The organism is Pontibacillus salipaludis, assembly GCF_014642405.1.
Taxonomy (GTDB): Bacteria; Bacillota; Bacilli; order Bacillales; family BH030062; genus Pontibacillus; species Pontibacillus salipaludis.
In genome coordinates this window covers 110,796-134,145 of record NZ_BMIN01000010.1, presented here as the reverse complement: position 1 = coordinate 134,145, position 23,350 = coordinate 110,796, and the positions used below count along the sequence as shown (strand labels likewise).

General features: G+C 41.1%; 18 protein-coding genes and 1 tRNA gene. 17 read left to right on the top strand and 2 right to left on the bottom strand.

What is annotated here, in order from left to right:
* The first annotated feature begins 129 nt into the window (after positions 1-129).
* The 4 genes from IEW76_RS12390 to IEW76_RS12375 all read left to right on the top strand — a co-directional run bounded on the left by IEW76_RS12390 (position 130) and on the right by IEW76_RS12375 (position 3,883).
* Positions 130-203 (top strand) — tRNA-Gly (locus tag IEW76_RS12390).
* A gap of 151 nt (positions 204-354) precedes the next feature.
* Complete coding sequence (locus tag IEW76_RS12385; RefSeq protein ID WP_188654295.1) at positions 355-2,064, top strand: ABC-ATPase domain-containing protein; 1,710 nt, start codon at positions 355-357, stop codon at positions 2,062-2,064.
* A gap of 37 nt (positions 2,065-2,101) precedes the next feature.
* A complete protein-coding gene (gene queG / locus IEW76_RS12380) occupies positions 2,102-3,229 on the top strand; it encodes a tRNA epoxyqueuosine(34) reductase QueG (RefSeq protein ID WP_188654293.1) in 1,128 nt (375 codons plus the stop codon).
* A 123-nt stretch (positions 3,230-3,352) separates the two neighbouring features.
* Positions 3,353-3,883 carry a methylated-DNA--[protein]-cysteine S-methyltransferase gene (locus IEW76_RS12375; RefSeq protein WP_188654290.1) on the top strand — a complete coding sequence of 177 codons (531 nt, stop codon included), beginning with the start codon at positions 3,353-3,355 and terminating at the stop codon, positions 3,881-3,883.
* A 150-nt stretch (positions 3,884-4,033) separates the two neighbouring features.
* Here the strand turns inward: IEW76_RS12375 and IEW76_RS12370 are convergent, their stop codons facing one another.
* On the bottom strand, positions 4,034-4,744 hold the full coding sequence (locus IEW76_RS12370; protein WP_188654288.1) for a GntR family transcriptional regulator: 711 nt from the start codon (positions 4,742-4,744) through the stop codon (positions 4,034-4,036).
* Positions 4,745-4,892: 148 nt separating this feature from the next.
* Between IEW76_RS12370 and IEW76_RS12365 the strand changes: the two genes are divergently transcribed.
* The 4 genes from IEW76_RS12365 to trmL all read left to right on the top strand — a co-directional run bounded on the left by IEW76_RS12365 (position 4,893) and on the right by trmL (position 9,611).
* On the top strand, positions 4,893-6,245 hold the full coding sequence (locus tag IEW76_RS12365) for a 6-phospho-alpha-glucosidase (protein ID WP_188654286.1): 1,353 nt from the start codon (positions 4,893-4,895) through the stop codon (positions 6,243-6,245).
* Positions 6,246-6,333: 88 nt separating this feature from the next.
* Entirely contained in the window at positions 6,334-7,905 is a 1,572-nt protein-coding gene (locus IEW76_RS12360; protein WP_188654284.1) for a PTS transporter subunit EIIC, read from the top strand.
* Positions 7,906-8,210: 305 nt separating this feature from the next.
* Positions 8,211-9,089 (top strand): amidase domain-containing protein, encoded by an 879-nt coding sequence (locus IEW76_RS12355; RefSeq protein ID WP_188654282.1) that lies wholly within the window; start codon positions 8,211-8,213, stop codon positions 9,087-9,089.
* 48 nt (positions 9,090-9,137) lie between these two features.
* Positions 9,138-9,611, top strand: coding sequence for a tRNA (uridine(34)/cytosine(34)/5-carboxymethylaminomethyluridine(34)-2'-O)-methyltransferase TrmL (gene trmL / locus IEW76_RS12350; protein ID WP_188654280.1), 474 nt, complete (start codon positions 9,138-9,140; stop codon positions 9,609-9,611).
* A 531-nt stretch (positions 9,612-10,142) separates the two neighbouring features.
* Here the strand turns inward: trmL and IEW76_RS12345 are convergent.
* Positions 10,143-10,487 (bottom strand): hypothetical protein, encoded by a 345-nt coding sequence (locus IEW76_RS12345; protein WP_188654277.1) that lies wholly within the window; start codon positions 10,485-10,487, stop codon positions 10,143-10,145.
* Between the two features lie 151 nt (positions 10,488-10,638).
* On the opposite strand from IEW76_RS12345, the gene IEW76_RS12340 reads away from it, so the two are divergent.
* The 9 genes from IEW76_RS12340 (at position 10,639) to yidC (ending at position 23,241) form a co-directional block, all read left to right on the top strand.
* The gene (locus tag IEW76_RS12340; RefSeq protein ID WP_188654275.1) at positions 10,639-10,968 is read left to right on the top strand and encodes a DMT family transporter; all 330 of its coding nucleotides are present in this window, start codon (positions 10,639-10,641) and stop codon (positions 10,966-10,968) included.
* A gap of 18 nt (positions 10,969-10,986) precedes the next feature.
* Positions 10,987-11,427, top strand: coding sequence for a MarR family winged helix-turn-helix transcriptional regulator (locus tag IEW76_RS12335; protein WP_188654273.1), 441 nt, complete (start codon positions 10,987-10,989; stop codon positions 11,425-11,427).
* 207 nt (positions 11,428-11,634) lie between these two features.
* On the top strand, positions 11,635-13,530 hold the full coding sequence (locus tag IEW76_RS12330) for a PrkA family serine protein kinase (protein ID WP_188654270.1): 1,896 nt from the start codon (positions 11,635-11,637) through the stop codon (positions 13,528-13,530).
* Positions 13,531-13,689: 159 nt separating this feature from the next.
* Positions 13,690-15,222, top strand: a complete 1,533-nt coding sequence (locus tag IEW76_RS12325) for a Ppx/GppA family phosphatase (RefSeq protein WP_188654268.1) — start codon at positions 13,690-13,692, stop codon at positions 15,220-15,222.
* A 280-nt stretch (positions 15,223-15,502) separates the two neighbouring features.
* A complete protein-coding gene (locus tag IEW76_RS12320) occupies positions 15,503-17,602 on the top strand; it encodes an RNA degradosome polyphosphate kinase (protein WP_188654266.1) in 2,100 nt (699 codons plus the stop codon).
* A gap of 201 nt (positions 17,603-17,803) precedes the next feature.
* Positions 17,804-20,656, top strand: coding sequence for a 2-oxoglutarate dehydrogenase E1 component (locus tag IEW76_RS12315; protein ID WP_188654264.1), 2,853 nt, complete (start codon positions 17,804-17,806; stop codon positions 20,654-20,656).
* Entirely contained in the window at positions 20,643-21,971 is a 1,329-nt protein-coding gene (gene odhB, locus IEW76_RS12310) for a 2-oxoglutarate dehydrogenase complex dihydrolipoyllysine-residue succinyltransferase (RefSeq protein WP_188654262.1), read from the top strand. Before IEW76_RS12315 ends, odhB begins: the two co-directional genes overlap by 14 nt.
* 164 nt (positions 21,972-22,135) lie before the next feature.
* Complete coding sequence (locus tag IEW76_RS12305; protein ID WP_188654260.1) at positions 22,136-22,444, top strand: hypothetical protein; 309 nt, start codon at positions 22,136-22,138, stop codon at positions 22,442-22,444.
* 26 nt (positions 22,445-22,470) lie between these two features.
* Positions 22,471-23,241 carry a membrane protein insertase YidC gene (yidC, locus tag IEW76_RS12300; protein WP_188654258.1) on the top strand — a complete coding sequence of 257 codons (771 nt, stop codon included), beginning with the start codon at positions 22,471-22,473 and terminating at the stop codon, positions 23,239-23,241.
* Positions 23,242-23,350: the final 109 nt, after the last annotated feature.

The following is a 23,350-nucleotide window of genomic DNA, read 5'->3' as shown; positions in this document are numbered from 1 at the left end:
TTTTCGACATTTTTTTTAAATTTCTATTGCCCTATTGTTAAGGATTTGTTAAGATAACTTTTGTAGCTGATTGAAACACATAATTAGCACTACAAACTTAGTATAAATAATCTATGCATTTGGTGAAATGCGGGTGTAGTTTAGTGGTAAAACCTCAGCCTTCCAAGCTGATGTCGTGGGTTCGATTCCCATCACCCGCTCCATAATTTTATGTTGCCAACGCAGTGTTTCGTTTAAAGGTGTGGAAACGAAGCATTGCGTTTTTATATTGTCCAAAAAGGTTACATTGGTTATAGGGGATATTATGCCCTTTATCACAACAACAAGAACCAATAAAGAAAGGGTGCCATTTGGATGAAAGATCTACAGCAAAAATTGAGACAAATTGATGGGAAAAGCTATAAATCCTATAAGGATATTCAAGGAAGCTATGGATTTCAGTCCTACTCTCTTGCCATTGACTATGTGCAGGGCGATCCGTTTGCAGCACCATCTAAGATTCGGATCGTTGTACCATCAAATCAATATAAAATAGCGAACGAGTGGATGGAAACGTCGACTCGCTTGACGTATATAGAAGACCAGGTCGCTCGTCATGTTGGCAGGGCGATTCATCAAGATCGAACGGTTGTAAAAGGATCTGGAAAGAGTGGTGCGATTTCAATCGATGCACCAGGTCAGGAAATTCTTGAACGAACAGCCGTATCCATTAACAACAAACAGACTGAGATTTGTTTATCGATTGGACTTCCGGCGAACGGGCGTCGCATCAACGGCAAAGAAGCAGAGAAATTATTTTTCCAGGTGATTCCTTCTATTGTGAAGAACTCCTTGTTTAAGATGGAGGCACACGATTTTGAAGCGGTTTGTCAACTAGCAGACCAGCATGACGCCATCCGCGCTAAGATGAAAGAAGAGGGGTGGGTTTCCTTTGTCGCTGATGACTCCATTCTTCCTCGTGAGAGCGGCATAAGCAACAAGCCTATGAAACGTGCTGTTCCATTTCAAAGTCCTGAAGCCAACAGGGTTTCCTTTACCATTCCTCACCGAAACGAACCCATTACGGGCATGGCTCTGAATAAGGGAATTGTTCTCATTGTTGGTGGTGGTTACCACGGAAAAAGTACACTATTGAAAGCGATCGAGCGTGGGGTGTATCCTCATGTTAAAGGAGACGGTCGTGAATATGTCTTAACAGATCCAGATGCAGTTAAGGTTCGTGCTGAAGATGGTCGACAGGTTACGAGCGTTAACATCTCACCATTTATTAACCACTTACCCCACGGAGAAGATACGATTCGCTTTTCTACAGAAAATGCAAGTGGTAGTACATCTCAGGCCGCAAACGTCATGGAAGCCATTGAAGCAGAAGCATCTGCCTTACTCATTGATGAGGACACCAGTGCAACAAACTTTATGATTCGTGATGCGCGTATGCAGGAGCTTGTCGCGAAAGATAAAGAGCCCATTACACCATTTATTGATCAGATTAAGCGATTGCGTGACCAATTAAGTGTATCAACGATTCTTGTTATGGGTGGCTCAGGTGATTACTTTGATGCGGCGGATGATGTGATTATGCTTGATCAATATCTCCCGTATAACGTAACGGATCAAGCAAAAGCGATTGCTAAGAAGTATCCGTTCAATCGTGATGAAGAGGCAGTCAATCAGTTCAAATCAATGCCAAATCGTCATTTTCTACCAAGTAGTTTAGATAGTCGAAAAGGGAACAAGTCGAAAGTTCAGACAAAGGGCCGTACCCTTATTTTAATGGGACGTTCTGAAGTCTCTCTACACTATGTGGAGCAGCTTGTGAGTAGTTCTCAAACACGTATGATTGCGGAGGTTCTCCATCATTTAGAACAAAGAAACTGGCTGAAAGAACAGCGTAGTTTTAAAGAATTGCTAGATGCGATTGAAGACCAACTCGATCAAAAGGGTCTTGCTTCGTTCACAGGTTTTAAGGATCAGCATCCAGGCGACTTAGCAAGACCTAGACGTCATGAAATTGCTGCGACGCTAAATCGTCTTCGAACGAGTAAAGTAGACCAGTTTTCATAAACTAGATCAATATACCAGAAGAAGGGAGGGAATGAAGATGGACATTCATGAGTTGAAAGAGGACGTAAAAGCTTATGCTAAAGAGATTGGAATTGATAAGATTGGCTTCACGACACCAGATGTGTTTACCGAGTTAAAGGAACGATTGCGTACCCAACAAGACTTGGGCTATCAATCTGGTTTTGAAAAGGGAAGCATTGAGAAGCGTACAGAGCCGAATCGGTTAGTTCCAGAAGCGAAGTCTATTATCTCCATTGCACTTGCTTACCCATCAAAGCTTAAGGATGCACCACGTAGTACGAAGGATGATCGTCGAGGGTTATTTTGTCGTGCTTCGTGGGGACAAGATTATCACGATGTGCTTCGTGACCGTTTGAACAAGCTAGGTGAATATTTGCAAGGACGTGTATCAGATTTCTATGGTCGATCTATGGTCGATACCGGGGAACTGTCTGACCGTGCTGTTGCAGAGCGTGCAGGTATTGGGTTTACGGGGAAGAATACGAATTTGATTACTGAAGAGTACGGGTCATATGTATACCTTGGTGAAATGCTTACCAATATCGCATTCCCTCCTGATGAACCTGTTGAAGATTCATGCGGTGATTGTAATATTTGTGTAGATGCTTGTCCGACAGGTGCCCTTATTGAGGGTGGACAGTTGAATGCGCAAAAGTGTATTGCATTTCTTACCCAAACGAAAGGTTTTCTTCCTGATGAGTATCGTGGCGTTATAGGGAACCGTTTATATGGATGTGACACGTGTCAGACAGTATGTCCGAAGAATCGAAAGAAGCACCATTTAATTCATGCAGAGTTTCAACCAGATCCAGAGAAAGTAAAGCCAAGCTTGAAGCCGCTTCTATCCGTTTCCAATCGTGAATTTAAAGAAACATATGGACAGATGTCGGGTTCCTGGCGTGGAAAGAAACCCATTCAACGAAATGCTATACTAGCGCTTGCCCATTACAAAGATGAAACAGCTATTGATGAACTTGTTCGTTTAATGAACCAAGATCCAAGACCTGTTATTCGTGGAACAGCTGCCTGGGCATTAGGCAAAATTGGGAACCCTTCTGCATATACTGCAATACAAGAAGCAAAAGTGAAAGAAACAGATGATGACGTAGTCGGAGAGATGGATAAAGGATTGGCTTTATTGTAGTCTTCGACAAAATCACCTAAAATTAGTAAGTCTATTTTTATAAAAATGGCTGAAAAACACTTTTACATTACTTGAATACCATGTACAATAATAGAAAATCTGTTGTAAAAGAAGGGATAAAACATGACGAAAGGTTCCTTCCTTTATTACGATGAAATGGACAGTCCAATTGGCCCTTTAACACTCCTTGCAACTGAAAAAGGTCTTTGTCGCATTGACCATGGATCGTTGCGAGATGTTGAATCAAGACAAACAACTTGGGCCAGAAAATATTTTTTACACATTGAATATGTACACGACCCAGCTCAATTTAAGCAATTAAAGCACCAATTAGATGAGTATTTTTCCAACAAACGAGATCGTTTTGAGATCCAGCTTGATTTGTATGGAACTCCATTTCAGCAAAAAGTATGGAAAGCCTTAGCCGACATTCCGTTCGGTGAAACTCGTTCCTATAAAGATATTGCTTTAGCCATTCAGGCGCCTAAAGCTGTCCGCGCTATAGGTGGAGCGGTTAATAAAAACCCTCTATCCATTATTCTTCCGTGCCATCGAGTCATTGGAAGTAATGGTGCACTTGTCGGTTATGCTGGCGGTCTTGAGCGCAAAGAGCATTTACTTGATCTAGAACATCGTAAAGCCGTTTCCTCTTAGGAGGAAACGGCTTTTTTTGTCGTTTACTTTATCACAGCAAAGAACTGCAGCGTGCCAGACACCCTTTACCCTAATAAAGAGTGTCTGGCACGCGGTGTTCCTTTACAAAGTAAAAGTAAGGCAGCTCCTAATGCGGGGGCTGCCTTACTTTTATGGTCTTGATGCGCGAAGTTTGAATTTGTATTCATCGCTTTTAAAGTAGATTTCGCTGTATTCAAAGACGGTGCCATCGAAAAAGATGCTGTGCAATTGAATTTTTAAGATGGGTGTTGTTTCTTCAAGACTAAGAGAAGTTGCTATTTCTTGCTCAGGCAATATGGGAATAACCTCTTGAAAACTTTCTTTTATTTTCATGCCTCGCACTCGTTCAATATAGTCATATTTCGATCCACTCATAATTTGGTAAGAGAGGTCTGGAAACATCGTAACAGGCAAATAAGTATCTTCTAATACATAAGGCGTATGATCTACTAAACGTTGTCGCCTAATATAAAAGACCTTTTCGCCATCTGGAAGTTGCAACATTTCTCTTACGTAATCACTAGGAGTAATCATTTGAAAGTTTATCACATGGTTTACTGGTTCTTTATTTAACTGCCTCATCTCTTCAGTGAAACTCTGTAATTCAAAGATATTATGTTCGATCTTTTTCTCATTTACATATGTGCCACTACCCTGAACGCGCTTTAACAAGTCTTCTTCTACAAGACATTTAATGGCCTGCCTTATTGTAACGCGTGATGCAGAATATTGCAGAGAGAGATGGTTCTCTGTGGGGATGGCTTCGCCTTCTCTCCAATTCCCTGATTCGATTTCTTCTCTTATTTTGTGTGCAATTTGTCTATATAAAGGAGCTGACATTAGAATTCCTCCAGTTCTTCTATAAAACCATTATAACGGAAAATATAAAAAATATCGATAATTGATGTTGACGCTTTCATAAATGTGTATTATATTCATATTAAGTTATTTTTAATACAAATATAATACCTTTTTGGAGGTTTTGAATATGAAAAAGCAAAATTTAGTAGTTGTTGGTGGCGGAAGCACATATACAATCGGTATGATCATGAGTTTGATTGCTGAAAAAGAGCAATTTCCTTTGAAAACGATTACGTTTTACGACACAGATGGAGCTAGGCAAGAACAGATTGCAAAGGCAACGGATGTTATTTTACGCGAGAAATATCCTGAACTTGAAAAATTCTCTTATACCACAGATAAAGAAGAAGCTTTAAGAGGGGCCGACTTCGTCTTTGTTCAAATTCGTACAGGTGGACTACAGATGCGTGAGAAAGATGAGCAAATTCCACTTCGTTACGATGCGGTTGGCCAGGAAACTTGTGGCCCGGGGGGAATGGCTTATGGACTACGCTCCATTGGCGATATGATCGATCTCGTCAATGACATAAGACATTATGCTCCAAACGCTTGGATTTTGAACTATACGAATCCGGCTGCGATTGTAGCGGAAGCACTCAAACGAGAATTTCCAAACGATAAGAAACTATTAAACATTTGTGATATGCCAGCAGCGATCATGGTAAGTTACGCAGGGATATTGGGTAAAGACGTTTTCGATCTTGTTCCTGAATACTTTGGGCTCAACCACTTCGGTTGGTTTACAGGAATTTATGATAAGGACGGAAATGACCATACTCAAACGATTAAGCGTGCCATTACAGAAGATGGATTTATTCCAGAAGACGCTGAGATTGCAAATGATCCATCTTGGATTAAAACATTCAAACAGGTTGAGCGGATGGTGAATGATTTCCCTGATTATCTTCCAAATACGTATCTACAGTATTATTTATACCCAACCGAAATGGTGCAGAAAGAAGATCCTGAGAATACAAGAGCGCGTCAAGTTATTAATGGTCGTCAAGAACGTGTGCATGCGTTAGCAGACCAAATTGTAGCAGATGGAACGACAGAAAACGTTGAGTTAGAAGTTGATATTCACGGACGTTATATGATCCGTGTGGCTGCTTCCATGGCTTACAATAATGGCGATATTTTCATCGTGATGGTTGAGAACAACGGCACGATTGCCAACCTTCCAGATGATGCAATGGTTGAGGTTCCGGCTATGATGACCAATCGCGGACCTAAACCATTCGCTGTAGGACATATTCCAACATTCTATAAAGGATTAATTGAAGGTCAACTTGCTTATGAAAAACTCGTTGTAGATGCTTACTTTGAGAATAGTTATGAAAAGGCACTTCAGGCGTTAACTTTAAATCGTACGGTTGTCGACGCACCTGTTGCACGTCAAATTTTAGATGACCTAATTGATGCGAATAAAGAATATTGGCCAGATCTTCATAAACGCAGTAAGGAAGCTGTTTTACAGTAAAAGGTGAAGGATGGACCCGGACCACACCCCGGGTCTTCTCTTCATTTAAATAGGTAAGCGTTTTCGTAATTAAAGGGGGATCGGAATCGTGAAAAAATATTTCGGATCATTACAGAAGTTTGGAAAATCGTTGATGGTTCCTGTGGCGCTCCTGCCGGCAGCAGGTATATTACTCGGTTTTGGTGCAGCACTCACAGGTCCGCTAGCCGAAACTGTTACATTTCTACAAAATGATGTTGTTCAATTTATCGGTGAAGGCATGTCTGATATCGGTATTAGTATATTTAACAACCTTGCTGTTATCTTTGCAATCGGGGTAGCGATTGGCTTAACTAGCGGATCAGGGATTGCAGCTCTAGCTGCGTTATTAGGCTATGTGATTATGAATAAGACCATTTCTTTTGCACTTGGTATTACTCCTGAGATGGTAGCGGAAAACGGTGAGTATGGGATGGCGCTAGGTATTCCGACGCTCGAGACAGGGGTGCTCGGTGGTATTGTTGTCGGGTTACTTGCCGTTTGGGTATATAACAAATTCCATGAGTTTGATCCCCCTGAAGTGCTTGGTTTCTTCGCTGGGGACCGATCAGTAGGGATAGCTATGGTATTTACTTCAATCTTCCTTGCTATTGGGATGATGGTCATATGGCCACCTATTCAAAGTGGTATAGATGCTGTTGCGAACGTGATTGCTAACGGTGCAACAAATCCTCTGTACATTGGTCTTTACGGGTTCTTGGAACGCGCTCTTATTCCAACAGGGTTACACCATATTTGGTACGCACCGTTTTTATGGACCTCACTTGGTGGAACAACAGAAGTTGCTGGACAAATGGTTTCAGGTGACCAATATATCTTCCTCGCTCAAATTGCTGAAGGTGTAGAAGTAACGGCTGGTCGCTTTATGGCAGGGAAATTCCCAGTCATTATGTTTGGGTTATTAGGTGCAGCTCTTGCGATGTATCGTCAGGCTGATAAAGACAATCGTCCGGTTGTAAAAGGAATGCTCATTGCAGCTGCCGGGACAGCTTTCCTAACAGGTATTACCGAGCCTATTGAATTTACATTTTTATTTGTAGCTCCATTGTTGTTTGTGTTCCATGCATTCTTAGCGGGGGTATCTTACGCTGTTACGTATATGCTAGACGTTCATTTAGGATGGGCCGGGGGCTCTGGCTTTATTGATTATGTTCTAGTAAACGCTATACCTGGAACAGGAAACTGGTGGATGAATCTTGTATTAGGTGCTGCTTTCTTCGTTATTTATTATTTTTCCTTTTCTTTTGCAATCAAGAAATGGGATCTTGCTACACCAGGTCGCGGTGGTCAAGAGAACAAGCTTTATACAAGAGCAGATTATAATGAAAAGAAAGGCGATGAGAAGGACGGTAAGAAGGATAAAGGAAGCGCTAATAGAGAAACAGCTTCGGCGATTATGCAAGCTCTAGGTGGTCAGGAAAACTTAAAACATGTTGATGCCTGCTTCACTCGCTTACGTGTAGAAGTTAGTGATCGTGAGAAGATTGACGAAGACAAATTGAAGGCTCTAGGAGCAGCAGGTGTCGTAAAGGTAGATCACAATATACAAGCCATCTTCGGAGGGCGCTCTGACCTTTATAAGAACGAAATTAACCGTATCATCAAACAAGAAACAGCCTAATCAAAAAGGGACAGGAATCTTTACCAACGTAAAGAAAACCTGTCCCTTTTTTCGTGCTTTAGAGCGATGAAGGGTGCCAGGCACGCGTTCATGATTTAGAGCAGTGAAGGGTGTCAGGCACGCGTTCATGATTTAGAGCAGTGAAGGGTGTCAGGCACGCGTTCATGATTTAGAGCAGTGAAGGGTGCCAGGCACGCGTTCATGATTTAGAGCAGTGAAGGGTGTCAGGCACGCGTTCGTACTTTAGTGTAGGAAAGGGATGATTTGCGGTGATGTTTCATAGATTGTAAGAAAGGAGGGGAGCTATGGAGATTCAAAGGCGGTTGCAGAGGTACTGGGAAAGGTTCCTCAATAGCGGTGAGATTGATGCAAGGAATCATTCATGGATCACTCATAAAATGAAGTGTCATGAAAAGCGCGGGTCTAGAGTTGTTCGTATAACAGCTGAGGGGGCTCCATATGGATCATTATATACAAATGGCGGTGAGCATCAGGTAGATTATGCCCTATATGTCACTTTCTTTATACAACAAGGAGACTATTATTATATAGAGGAGGAACAGCGTAATCATAGGGCACATTTCGTAGGAGGGGAGCTACTCTACGATGAGGAACTTATGGCTCCTAAAGAGCCAGAGGTCCTGCGTGATGCTCTCACTTTAATAAATGAAGAAGGTACTCTCGAGAGTGAGGGAGAGAGAGGAACCTATGATCGACAGAAGGCGGTGCAGTACGCCAATTTGTGGTGGAACACGTATAACCCTGCCTATCGACACTTCACAGATGATTGTACAAATTTCATATCTCAGTGCCTTCGGGCTGGAGGGGCACCAATGTGGGGGACTCCTAACAGAGGAAAAGGTTGGTGGTACAATAGTAAAGTTTGGAGCTATAGTTGGACAGTAGCGAATGCTATGCGTTGGTACTTAAGTGGAGCAAAGCAAGGGGTTCGAGGCAGGGAAGTGGAGAGGGCGAGTGATCTCATATTAGGAGACATCATTTGTTATGACTTTGAGGGAGACGGGAGATGGAATCATACGACTATAGTAGTAGAGAAAGATGCCTTTGGTGAGCCTCTTGTCAATGCTCATACCTCAAATAGCTACCACCGCTATTGGGATTATGAAGATTCTACAGCTTACACACCAAATATTCAGTATAAGTTTTTCCGGATAGGAGAGTAGAAAATATGGTATAATACTCTAGTTATTACATGTTAGAGGTGACTGCAAATGGCTCTTCATATCGTATTATATCAACCAGAAATCCCAGCCAATACAGGCAATATCGCAAGAACTTGTCTGGCTACAGATACAATCTTGCACTTAGTTCGTCCACTTGGCTTCTCTACAGACGATAAAATGCTTCGTCGTTCCGGTCTTGATTACTGGCACGATGTTGATGTTCGCTATCATGATTCCATTCATGATTTGTATGAAGCTCATCCGGATGGCAGCTTTTATTATATTGAGAATTTTGGTACAAAATATTGGACGGATTATGATTATAGCAACCCAGAAGAAGAATTGTTCTTTGTATTCGGACGGGAGACAGACGGTATTCCTAAATCCTTACTAGAAGGTAAAGAAGACCAATGCTTGCGTATTCATATGTCTGATAAAGTTCGTTCTTTAAATTTATCGAACACGGCCGCAATTCTAGTGTATGAAGTATTACGCCAGCAAGGATTTCCTGGATTACGTTAATGAAAAAAGCCGATCTGCCTGAAGAAGGCAGATCGGCTTTTTCTATGTGTATCATGTAACGTTAGATTTCAGCTTTTGAACGTATAAGGTTCTTGCCATGTATTGTTTTTTCGGTGTCTCATGAAATCCGACCCCACCCAGGTGATATAGACAAAAGGTAGCAATATGTTCAAAAGGCCACCTTCACCCGTGACTAGATAATGAATAAAGTAATAGATCAAGGCCGCGGTAAAGAGAAGTTTAATATAGAATACATGGATATTTTTCACCCAAAAGAGCCCCCTTTTACTATAAAAAACCAGCACCTTCAAAAGATGCTGGTTTTATGTAGCGCATTATTTTGTATCGTAACCTGCTGAGAAAATGGAAACAACAAAAGTTACAATAACCCCAAGAATTAACATGATCTTCATATCTGATGCCCCCTTAGTCTTGAAACGAGAAAATGTTCGCTATTAGTTATTATACCCAATTTGGACAAAAGTGTGAACATAGAATAGGTTTTTTCTTAGTTGAAATGTGAACGTTTTCTTAAGGTTTCTCAGTAACTATGCGCTGAGCAGACACTTTCATGTCATGCTTGCTGTTCTTAGACTGAAGAGATAAGGTATCTTTCGTCACACTATACACCCACATCAACTTCCCGCTATCTGCTGCAATTTTAATATGTTTTGCTTCAATAAGCTCATATTGTGAAGTCCATCCGTTAAGTGTAATGCTGCCATCTTCTTTTAGGGTTAAACGATCGCCCGTATGAAAAGATCCTCCCTCTTCTAAAATAACCCATGTACCATATAGGGAAGGAGGTTCTTCTTTGCAGCCTGTCAATATGGCAAGTAAAAACAAGCTTATAACGATCCATGTACGTTTGTTCATCCGCCCTCAACTCCTTATTGATGTATATGCAGTTGAAGGAATAGGCATGTTTCATACATTCAGATTGACTTGAAGCAAAGAATAATATAGAATTAGTTTAGTTAAGTTAACTAAATGAAAATCTAATATATATGTAAAGGGGTGGGTGTACATGGGTTACATTTATTTACTAGCTGCCATAGTAACGGAAGTATTCGGAAGTTCCATGTTAAAGTGGTCCACTGTCGAAGGGTCTTCGAAACTATGGGGAACGATTGGAGTTATCTCTGGATTTATGATGGCTTTATTCTTCCTGCAGCTCACTCTTCAATATCTCCCATTAAATACAGCGTACGCCGTATGGGCTGGTGGGGGAACCGCGCTCACAGTAGCTATTGGCGCTCTTCTTTTCAAAGAACAAGTTAACGGTATGATGATAGCAGGCATACTGTTGATTATCGGTGGGGTCTTTATCTTGAACATGGCTAAAGCTACCCATTAATAGATTAGAGGGATATTTATGAAGACGAATGAGAAAGCAGCTTATCTACAACATTTATATGAAGAATTGTGGATGAACCTTGCTGATGAAGAGGACCGATTCAAGCAATATGGTCTATCTTCAACCGTAGAAGTGCTCCTTATGGCTGTAATTAGAATGGGGAATCCTACAAGCAGTCAGTTGGCGGAGAAATTATCGATTACCAAGAGTGCAGTGAGTCAAATGATTTCAAAATTAGAGGAAGATGAATTCATCGTTAAACATGCTGACCCAGATGACAAGCGTGTGCAGCGCATTGGTTTAGGGCATAAAGGTGAAGCGTATGCCAAGGACCTTGAGCAATATGACAACTATGTCTATCATCTATTTGCAAATAGCTTATCTGACGAAGAGCTGACTCACACGACTCAATCATTTGAGAAGATTTTAAGGAACATCCACCAAAGAGCTGACGCCTAGATAAAGGGGTCAGCTTTTTATATAGAATAGAAGTTTACTTCATATGAGTTCCCCTTAAGTAGAGTTCCATAATTGAAGAAGGGTAAAAATTCTTGAAGCTTATCTATCATGGATATGAATCTTCTCTTTCGAATCATTTTTCCGAAACCTCGTACATAGACTGTATTATTCAGTGCTTGCCTAACTTCAACAGGGGAGGTCTTTTGAGTGGATTTCTTAAAAAAGGTGCAAAGTTACAGGGAAGAAGAGGAGAATTTGAAGTGGGAAGGGACATTCGGTGAGTATTTAGACATGCTTAGAGAACGTCCGTATCTTGCTCAGTCGTCTCACTCCCGTGTTTATAATATGATTAAACATGCGGGGATTGAGGAGCAAAATGGAAAAGTGCATTATAAGTTTTTTGATGATCAAATCTTCGGGTTAGAAGAAGCCATGGAGAAACTAGTGGAGGAATACTTCCACCCGGCGGCGAAGAGACTGGATGTAAAGAAACGAATTTTGTTATTGATGGGACCGGTTAGTGGAGGTAAATCAACACTTGTAACGTTGTTGAAGCGCGGATTAGAGCGGTTTTCTCATACAGATGAAGGTGCAGTATACGCAATTAAAGGGTGCCCGATGCATGAGGATCCTCTGCACTTAATCCCGCAACATCTTCGGGAAGATTTTGCTGAAGAATTTGGTGTCCGTATTGAAGGGAACTTATCGCCTCTAAACTTAATGCGACTTGAGCAGGAATACGGAGGCCGTATTGAAGATATGCCAGTGGAGCGGATCTTCTTCTCGGAAGATAAGAGAACAGGTATTGGAACATTCAGTCCGTCTGATCCTAAATCACAAGATATTGCTGATTTAACAGGATCGATTGACTTCTCGACAATTGCGGAATATGGTTCTGAGTCTGACCCACGCGCTTACCGTTTTGATGGTGAGCTTAATAAAGCGAACCGAGGTATAATGGAGTTCCAGGAAATGTTGAAGTGTGATGAGAAGTTCCTATGGCACTTGCTCTCTCTTACACAAGAAGGCAATTTTAAGGCAGGAAGGTTTGCACTGATCTCTGCGGATGAGATGATCATCGCGCATACAAATGAATCGGAGTATCGCTCGTTTATTTCGAATAAGAAGAACGAAGCACTCCATTCCCGGATGATTGTTATGCCTGTTCCATATAACCTGAAAGTCACGCAGGAAGAACGGATCTATGAAAAAATGATTAACCAAAGTGATATTAGAGACGTTCACATTGCCCCTCACACGTTGAAAGTGGCTGCCATGTTTACGATTATGACTCGACTGAAAGATTCGAATAAAAATAACATCGATTTACTGAAAAAGATGCGCTTGTATGATGGGGAAACTGTGGAAGGCTTCAGTGATGTAGATGTAGAGGAATTGCGAAATGAGCACCACGACGAAGGAATGAGTGGCATTGACCCACGTTATGTAATCAACCGTATTTCATCAACCATTATTAAGAAAGAGATGACGTCAATTAACGCGCTAGACGTGTTGCGCTCTTTGAAAGAAGGCCTCTCAAGTCACGCATCCATCTCTAAAGATGACCGTGAGCGTTACCTGAATTTTATTTCAGTTGCTCGTAAAGAGTATGACGAGATTGCCAAGAAAGAAGTGCAAAAAGCGTTTGTGTACTCGTATGAAGAATCAGCGAAGACGCTTATGGATAACTACCTCGATAACGTTGAAGCATACTGTAACAAATCGAAGCTTCGTGATCCGTTAACAGGGGAAGAACTAAATCCAGATGAGAAGTTGATGCGTTCGATCGAAGAGCAGATTGGCATCTCCGAAAACGCAAAGAAAGCGTTCCGTGAAGAAATTCTCATTCGGATTTCAGCCTATGCTCGTAAAGGGAAGAAGTTCGATTATTCTTCTCACGAACGTTTAAGAGAAGCGATTCAGAAGAAGCTGTTTGCTGATCTGAAAGACGTTGTGAAAATCACGACATCGACGAAGACACCAGATGAGCAGCAGCTTAAGAAAGTAAATGAAGTGGTGGCGACACTTGTAGAGGGGTACGGCTATAATTCTAGTTCAGCAAATGAGTTACTGAGATATGTTGGTAGTTTATTAAATCGATAAAAGACAGAGAACCGGATCGTTTAGGCGATCCGGTTTTTTATTGGCCGATAAGGGTAATAAATGTCCGTTCAGACGAAAGATTGTATATCTGATCAAGGGTTAAAGGAGTACCTATGCTATAATGGTGGAAATTTCATTGTTAGAAAAGGGTGTCTTCCGATGAGTGAACAATATTATGCAATTATTGATATAGGATCTAACACAGTGCGATTAGTCGTTTATGAGCGGAGTGAGAGTGGGCGTTTTAAGGAAGTAGAGAATATCAAAGCGGTAGCTCGGTTAAGGAATTATCTTGGCGACGATTATAATCTGAGCGAAGAAGGAATCGAGAATCTCCTATCGATTTTACGTAGCTTTAAGAAAGTCACTGACACTTATGAATTGGAGCAGCTTGTTTGTGTAGCTACAGCGACGATTCGCCAGTCATTGAACCAAGAAATGATTACGAAACGTGTGAAGGACGAGCTTAATCATGATATGCGGATTCTTTCTGAAGAAGAAGAAGCTTACTACGGATATCTAGCTGTTGTGAACTCTACAGCGCTTCGTGAAGGTATTACAATTGATATCGGTGGGGGAAGTACAGAAGTTACGTATTACAAAGATAAGGAAATTAACCATTCTCATAGTTTTCCTTTCGGTGCATTAACGTTAAAGCAAATGTTTGTAAAAGACGATGTGCCTTCACCTAAAGAAATGGAAAATGTTAAGAATTACTTAGTGGAACAATTTAAGTCATTGTCCTGGTTAACAGACAGAAGAGTACCTATTATTGGAATCGGTGGAAGTGCTCGTAACATGGCACAGGTCGATCAGTCACTGAAAAGCTATCCATTAGCGGGTCTTCACCAGTATCGCATGTTTGAACATGATATGAGTTTCATTAAAAGTTACTTACTAACCTTGTCATTTAAGAAGCTGCAAAAGGTTGAAGGATTAACGAAAGACCGTGCGGATATTATCTTACCAGCTATTGAAGTCTTCCATTCTTTATATGAGGTGACGGATGCCACATCTTTCATTTTAAGTCGTAAGGGACTAAGAGATGGTGTGTTTTATGAACAACTCATGGAAGATTTTAATATTACTGTGTTCCCTGATGTGTTAGAAGAAAGTTTTAATGAACTGGCCATTGATTATAATATTAATTATAAACATGTTCACCAGGTAACTCATTTAGCCCAAATCATGTTTGATGAGTTACAAGAAGCGGAAGTGAGCCATCTATCAAGAGAAGATTTGACCTTGCTTAAGAGAGGTGCGTTTGTATTTAACCTTGGTGAGTATATTGATTCAGAATCAAGCTCTCAGCATACGTTTTATTTACTAGCCAATCGGACCATTGATGGTCTTATGCATAAAGAGAGACTCATGCTAGCTCTTGTTGCTTCTTATAAAAGTAAGCCGATCTTTAAACAGTACTTTCATCCGTACAAACATTGGTTCTTAAAGGAAGAGAAGAAGAAAATTCGAACCCTAGGAGCACTTACGAAGTTTGCTTACAGCTTTGATTCGACTAGAAGAAGCATTGTAGAAGATTTGCACGTAGAAGTGAAAGGTGAAGATATTAATATCGTTGCCTTCTGTAACCAGGATCCTATGGCGGAAGAATATCAAGTAGAGAAGCAAAAGAAACATCTAGAAAAAGCGCTTAAAATGAGAATCAACATTACATTCACACTAAAAGGGTAGCCTCTAAAGCTACCCTTTTTTCCTACACTAAAGCGTGAAAGCGTGCCAGACACCCTTTCGCGCTTTACTACCATGAAGGGTGTCTGGCGCCGTTTCGTGCGGTGGTGCGTTAAAGGGTAAGGGGTGTGTTAGTTTTTTGTGGATTGACATAGACTAGTGGGTGGTAAAGAGAAGTGAAAAGTTAATATGAGGTTCATATTTAATTAATATGACTATAATAATTTGTTGATAAAATATAAGTGACGACATTTGTCTACTTCGGATGAAAGGGTGAGGAGAGATGGAAAATATTCAATTAGATAATCCACGTTATTATAATAACCGTGAATTAAGCTGGTTAGCTTTTAACGAAAGAGTACTCCAGGAATCGTTAGATAAACGTAACCCATTGATGGAGCGCTTTAAGTTCTTGGCGATTTTTAGCTCGAACTTGGATGAGTTCTTTATGGTTCGTGTAGCTGGATTAAAGGATCAGGTAAAAGCAGGGTTCAATAAGCCAGAGAACAAAGCAGGCCTTACCCCTAAGGAGCAATTAGCCAAAATTTCTGAGAAAAATCATAAACTTGTTGATATGCAATATTCGACGTATCAGCATATTTTACTTCCTATGCTAGAAGAGCATAAGATTTCAATTGTAGAAATGGACAAACTTACAACCATGCAACATGATGCGATGGAGCAATATTTCGATGAGCAAGTCTTTCCTGTGCTGACCCCTATGGCAGTGGATGCGTATCGTCCTTTTCCGATGCTTCTGAATAAAAGTATTAATATTGCGGTCGTTCTTGAAGACACGTTTGATGAAGAGGAATACTCTGAGAAGACGGCTATCGTTCAGGTCCCCGCCGTACTCGACCGTTATATTGAATTAGAGGTGGATGAGGAAGGGATACGCAAGTTTATAATGCTTGAAGATATCATAAGCCACTTTATCTATAAAATGTTTCAAGGGTATAAAGTCAAGTCTGTTACGGAATTTCGAATTACGCGAAATGCAGATATGACGATTCACGAGGAAGGAGCCCGAGATTTATTAAAGGAAATTGAGAAGGAGCTAAAAAAGCGGAAATGGGGCGCGGCCGTTCGATTAGAAATTAAGCGCGACCAATATGATCCGAAATTGTTAGAGTTTCTTTTAAATGTTCTTGAAATCCATCGTAAAGATGTATACGAAATTGACGGACCGCTTGACCTTACGTTCTTATTTAAATTTTATAAAGATATGGAAGAATACAATGATTCGCTCATCTATGAAGCGTTAATTCCTCAACCACCAAAAGATGTGGGGTCAGACGAAGATCTATTCGAGGTTGCTTCAGAGCGTGACGTATTTCTTCACCATCCATATGAATCGTTCCAGCCTGTTGTAGACTTCGTAGAAGATGCTGCTGATGACCCAGATGTCTTAGCCATTAAACAAACGCTCTACCGAGTGAGTGGAGGATCTCCAATCATTGAAGGCTTAAAAAGGGCTGCTGAAAAAGGGAAACAAGTTACGGTTCTGGTTGAGCTAAAAGCTCGCTTCGATGAAGAGAATAACGTGCAATGGGCAAAAGAACTTGAAAAAGCCGGATGTCATGTTATATACGGGATGAACTATTTAAAGACTCACAGTAAAATTACGCTAGTTGTCCGCAGGAAGAAGCATCAGATTGAACGATTTGTACACCTTGGCACAGGAAATTATAACGACCAAACAGCTAAATTGTATACGGATATGGGGCTTATTACATCAGATCGGAAATTTGGAATCGATGCAACCAATTTCTTTAATTACTTAAGTGGCTATACAGAGAAGCCAGCCTACCATCACATCTCAATGGCGCCATTTGATATTCGAAGCGACCTGGTGGCTCAAATCGATCAAGAGATTGAAAGTCACAAGAAGCATGGGAATGGTCGAATTATTGCCAAGATGAATTCGTTAACAGATAAGGTTATTATTAAAAAACTTTACGAAGCATCAAACGAAGGTGTTCAAATCGACTTAATCGTGCGCGGAATTTGTTGCCTTCGTCCAGGGATTAAAGGTGTCAGCGAAAATATTCGAGTACGAAGTATAGTCGGCCGTTTCCTGGAGCATAGTAGAATTTATTATTGTCATCAAAACGGGGAAGGTAAAATATATTTATCCTCTGCAGATTTAATGACACGTAATATGGAGAAGCGTGTAGAGCTGCTCTTCCCAATCTATGACCACCATATAGAATCCAGGTTACACCAAATACTAGAGCTTCATTTACAAGATAATTTAAAAGCTCGTGTTCAGGATGAGCATGGTAATTACCATTATGTAAAGAAGAGTCCAAACGAAAAAGAACTCGATAGCCAGCTAGAACTCTTTGATCGAGCATACACAGTTAGTGAAGATGAAGAATAATAGTTGAAAAATCAAGAGGTACAAGTGTACAATATTCCGTACATTTGTACTTTTTTTATTATCTTTTTCAATTTTTTTTGTTTTCTTAAAAAAAACTAGGGTAAAGTAGTTGAAGAAGAAAACGGAAAAAAATTATAATAGAAGATGAGTTTGCAAACGTTTACGTCACAGAAAGCGAACTTCTAATGGGGGTAGTAAACAGTGTCGAACAAAGGGTCTAACGAAAACATTTGGGAACAGTTTCATGGCCCCAACATGGGGTACATCGAAGAACAGTACGATTTATACTTAGAAGATCCAGAGCGGGTCGATTCATCTCTAGTCGAGGTGTTTGAACAATATGGTGCTCCAGAGTGGATAAAAGGGGATGAGAGCCAACAAGGTTCTAACAGCCCATCTGCTGCGGATATCCAGAAGGTGACCTCAGCTTTGAAATTGGTTGAGGCTATTCGTCGTTCCGGTCATCTAGAGGCAGAAGTTTATGCCGTTGGTCGAGGCCGAGAGCGTTATTCACCGCTACTCGATCCGAAAACATATAATTTGTCGGAGAATGATTTGAAATCCATTCAAGCGAAATGGATTTGGCCTGAAGCGCCTAACGGAGTATCAAACGGACTTGAAGCTATTCATACGCTAAAGCAGCAATATGCTGGCCGTATATCTTTCGAAGTGGATCATGTTCACAATGAGGAAGAACGTACGTGGTTACAAGACAAGATTGAACAAGGCACGTATAGAGTAGATTTCAATGATGATCAGAAGAAGCAAGTCCTGAAACTATTAGCTCAAGTAGAGGGGTTTGAACACTTTCTTGCTAAAACCTTCGTTGCTCAAAAGCGATTCTCAATTGAAGGCTTAGATGTCATGGTTCCAATGCTTGATCACATTGTGCAGGCAGCTTCTGAAGAAGACGTCGAGCATGTGATGATGGGGATGGCTCACCGTGGCCGTTTAAATGTCTTAGCTCACGTATTAGGAAAGCCTTATGACCGCATCTTCTCTGAATTTCACCATGCTCCAAACAAAGAGCTTGTGCCATCAGAAGGTTCAATGGGCATTAATTATGGTTGGACTGGTGATGTGAAATATCACTTTGGTGCTAGTCTTGATGTGGAGAAAGAAGAGCGAACTACACGCGTCACCCTTTCTCATAACCCATCTCACCTTGAATTTGTTGATCCGGTGGTACAAGGGTTTGCCCGTGCAGCGCAGGATAGCCGCGAAGAACGTGGTTTATCAGACCAGGATACGAGCAAAGCCTTCTCTATCCTTATTCATGGGGATGCAGCCTTTCCTGGCGAAGGAGTAGTAGCTGAAACACTAAATATGAGTGACTTGCCAGGGTATCGTACAGGTGGAGCCGTTCATATTATTGCGAACAATCTAGTTGGGTTTACCACGATTCAAAAGGACGGTCGTTCAACTCGTTATGCAAGTGATCTTGCTAAAGGTTACGAGATTCCTATTATTCATGTGAATGCTGATGATCCAATTCAGTGTTTGTCTGCTATGCAGCTAGCATATGAATACCGGAAGAAATTCCATAAAGATTTCTTGATTGATCTTGTAGGCTATCGTCGATTTGGTCATAACGAAATGGATGAGCCTCGTGCGACTCAGCCTGAGTTGTATACAGAAATTGATGATCATGCCACGGTTGCAACGTTGTATGCAGAGCAACTTCAAGATGAAGGTGTGATTGAGGAAGGGTACTTCGACCAAGTGAAAGAAGAGGTTGATGAGAACTTCCGTCAGACTTATGAGAATATGAAAGAAAATGAAACCGGAGAACGTGATGCGAAAGATGTACCTGAAGAAATGGTGAGTGGTTTAGATGCCATTGATACATCGGTCTCGCTAGATGTTCTGAAAACGTTGAATAAAGGATTATTAAAACGTCCAGAAGGTTTCAACGGCTTTAAGAAGCTAGAGAAAATTCTTCAGCGACGTGAAAATGTGCTTGAAGAAGGCAATAAAGTAGATTGGGCTACAGGCGAATCGCTTGCCTTTGCATCGATCTTACAAGATGGTAAGCCGATTCGTTTAACAGGTCAGGATAGTCAGCGAGGAACGTTCGCACATCGTCACCTTGTTTTACATGATGTAGAAGATGGATCTACCTATTGCCCGATGCATGGATTAGAAGAAGCGAACGCTTCATTTGATATCTATAATAGCCCGTTAAACGAAGCGGGTGTGCTCGGTTTTGAATACGGGTACAGCGTTCTTGCGCCAGAAGCCCTTGTTCTATGGGAAGCGCAATACGGAGACTTTGCCAATGCAGGTCAGGTTATTATTGATCAATTTATCTCAGCAGGACGTGCGAAGTGGGGAGAGAAATCAAGTCTTGTGATGTTGTTACCTCATGGTTATGAGGGACAAGGCCCTGAGCACTCCAGCGCCCGTTTAGAGCGATATTTGACGATGAGTGCAGAGTATAACTGGACGGTTGCTAATGTAACTTCTTCCGCTCAGTACTTCCATTTGCTTCGTCGTCAGGCTGCTATTGGTGGTAAAGATGCAGCACGTCCACTCGTGCTCATGACTCCAAAGAGCCTTATTCGTAATCAACGTGTTGCTTCAGATGGTAAAGAGTTCAGTGATGGACAATTCCAACCACTTAAACCACAGCGCGGATTGGGGAAAAACGAAGATAAAGTGACTAGACTTGTCATTGGTAGCGGGAAGGTCATGATTGATCTAGAAGACCGCATCGAAAATGAAGATCAAAACTGGGATTGGCTTCATATCGTTCGGGTAGAACAGATCTATCCATTCCCAGAAAAGCAACTGCAGGAAATACTGGAACAGTATCCAAATATTGAAGAAGTGGTGTGGGTCCAGGAAGAACCCCGTAATATGGGCGGATGGGACTTTGTTAAAGAAACACTTTATCAATTAGTGAACAATACACACGAAATTAAATATATTGGACGTCCAAAACGTTCTTCACCAGCTGTCGGTGAACCGAATATTCACAAGACAGAGCAGAACAGAATCATCCAAGAAGCACTGAAGCTATCTAAAGGAGGAGATTCCAATGAAGGAAATTAAGGTACCAGAACTTGCAGAATCCATTACAGAAGGTACGGTCGCAGAATGGCTGGTTAAAGAAGGCGACTCCGTTGAAAAAGGCGATGCGATCCTTGAACTAGAGACAGACAAAGTAAATGTTGAAGTAAACGCTGATGCTTCTGGCGTCATCTCCGAACTTCTAGTTGAGGAAGGAGACGACGTCGAAGTAGGGGATACCGTTGCAAAAATAGACGAAAACGGTGAAGGCGGCGGTTCTTCTGAGGCTGAAGAAGATAGCGGCCAAAAAGAAGAATCCGAGCAACAAGAAGAATCGTCTGATGATGGAAAACAGGAATCTTCCAAAGACAGCCAAGAAGAAGCTTCAGAGAAACAAGAAGATACAAAGGATGATAGCAAACAAGATCCGAATAAAGATATTGTAGCTTCACCAGCTGCTCGTAAAAAAGCGCGTGAACTTGGGATTGATCTTCGAGACGTTAAACCTAATGATCCGTTAGGCCGCATTCGTCCAGAAGATGTAGAAGCAGCTGCTAACCAATCCAAAGAAGACAAAGGTTCTAAGGATAGCAAGAAAGAAAGCAAGAAATCTAAGAAATCAGAGGAAAAGTCTTCTGAGAAAACCGAATTCGAAAAACCGGTAGAACGTGAGAAGATGTCACGTCGTCGTCAAACCATCTCAAAACGTCTTGTTGAAGCACAGCAAACGGCTGCTATGCTTACAACGTTTAACGAAGTAGATATGACTGCAGTTATGAATCTTCGTCAAGAACGTAAGGATCAATTCTTACAAAAGCATGATGTGAAACTAGGTTTCATGTCCTTCTTCACGAAAGCTGTTGTCGGCGCTCTTAAGGAATTCCCACTTCTTAACGCTGAAATTCAAGGCGATGAGATTGTGAAGAAGAAATTCTATGATATCGGTATGGCAGTATCTACGGACGAAGGTCTTGTTGTTCCGGTTGTTCGTGATGCAGACCGTTTAGGATTTGCTGGAATTGAGAAAGAAATTGGTCGTCTTGGCAAGAGAGCTCGTGACAAAGAGTTGGCGCTAGACGAGCTACAAGGCGGTTCATTCACGATTACAAATGGTGGAATCTTTGGATCAATGCTTTCTACGCCAATCCTAAATGCTCCACAGGTAGGAATCTTAGGAATGCATAATATCCAAAAGCGTGCAATGGTTATGCCGGATGATTCTATTGAAGTTCGTCCGATGATGTACATTGCATTGTCCTATGATCACCGCATCGTTGATGGGAAAGAAGCGGTTCAGTTCCTCGTTCGTATTAAAGAAATGTTAGAAGACCCGTACAATCTTCTATTAGAAGGTTAATAAGATAAGCTTAAAGCCCGTTCTGCTCTTGTTGGCAGGACGGGTTTTTTTAGATCGGTTGTTTGCTCGTAGAAAAAATAGTAGACTGAAGATAAGGAAATTGAAACGCATGAAATGGTTGTGCCGTAAATGTAAGAGATGCAAATGAGAAATGAGGCAGATGAATGAATATGCTTATCGAATATCTTTTGGATATGGATCTAGTCAATGATCCCTTTCTTTATTCATTTTACGTAAGTTTGTTCTTATCCCTTGCGTTTAATAGAGTATGGGGTTCACTCGTTGGCGATGCAGCCAATTTATTCTCAAAAAATTGGTCCATTAAACAAACAACTATTCAATTACCGTCTCATATGAACAGTGGAGTAAAACCAACTGACCATTTCGTTAGCTGGTTTTGCAAAACAATAGGGAGACAAGAAAGTTCACCAGATGATGAAGACTACCTCAATAATCGGTTACTCACTTTATAATCGACTATTGAGGAGGATTTAATAGAATGAAAGCTTTATGGAAATCAAGTCTGCTATTTATTGTTACAGCATTTGTACTATCCGCGTGTTCAAGTCAAAGTGATGGTGGAGATGGAATTCTCCACAACTTATTCGTTGAACCATTCACGAAAGCCATTGAATTGGCGGCATCTGTTACAGGTGGAAATTACGGGATCGCCATTATCGTTATTACCGTAATCATTCGCCTGGTGCTAATGCCTCTTATGTTGAATATGTACAAAAGCCAGCAACAAATGAAGGTTAAAATGGCAGGAATGAAGCCTGAAATGGATGATATTCAGGCAAGAATGAAAGAGGCTACTCCTGAAGATAAACAAAAGATTCAGCAGGAAATGATGGCTCTATACCAAAAACATGGCGTGAATCCTCTTAACATGGGATGTTTACCTATGCTTTTACAAATGCCAATTTTAATGGGCTTCTACTTTGCAATTCGAAGCTCAGAAACCATTGCCACACATTCTTTCTTATGGTTTAACCTTGGCGAACCCAATATTGCAATGGCTCTTATTGCAGGAGCATTATACTTCATTCAGTACCGGGTATCATTAGTTGGCGTGCCAGCATCACAGCAAAAACAGATGAAGCTCATTGGTCTCCTGTCTCCAGTAATGATTTTTGTGATCTCTCTTAACGCTCCAGCAGCGTTACCCGTTTACTGGGCAGTAGGTGGTCTGTTCTTAATTTTCCAAACGATTATTGGGCGTAAACTATACCAAACAGAAGCTGAACCCGTACCACAGCCATCAAATTAATCAGTTGTACTATAGAAAGCCCAGGATCAGCTAGCAGACCCTGGGCTTTTTTATGATATAGGTGAGTAATTTTTTATAAATGTTTCCATGTAACAGGAATTCTGTGGAA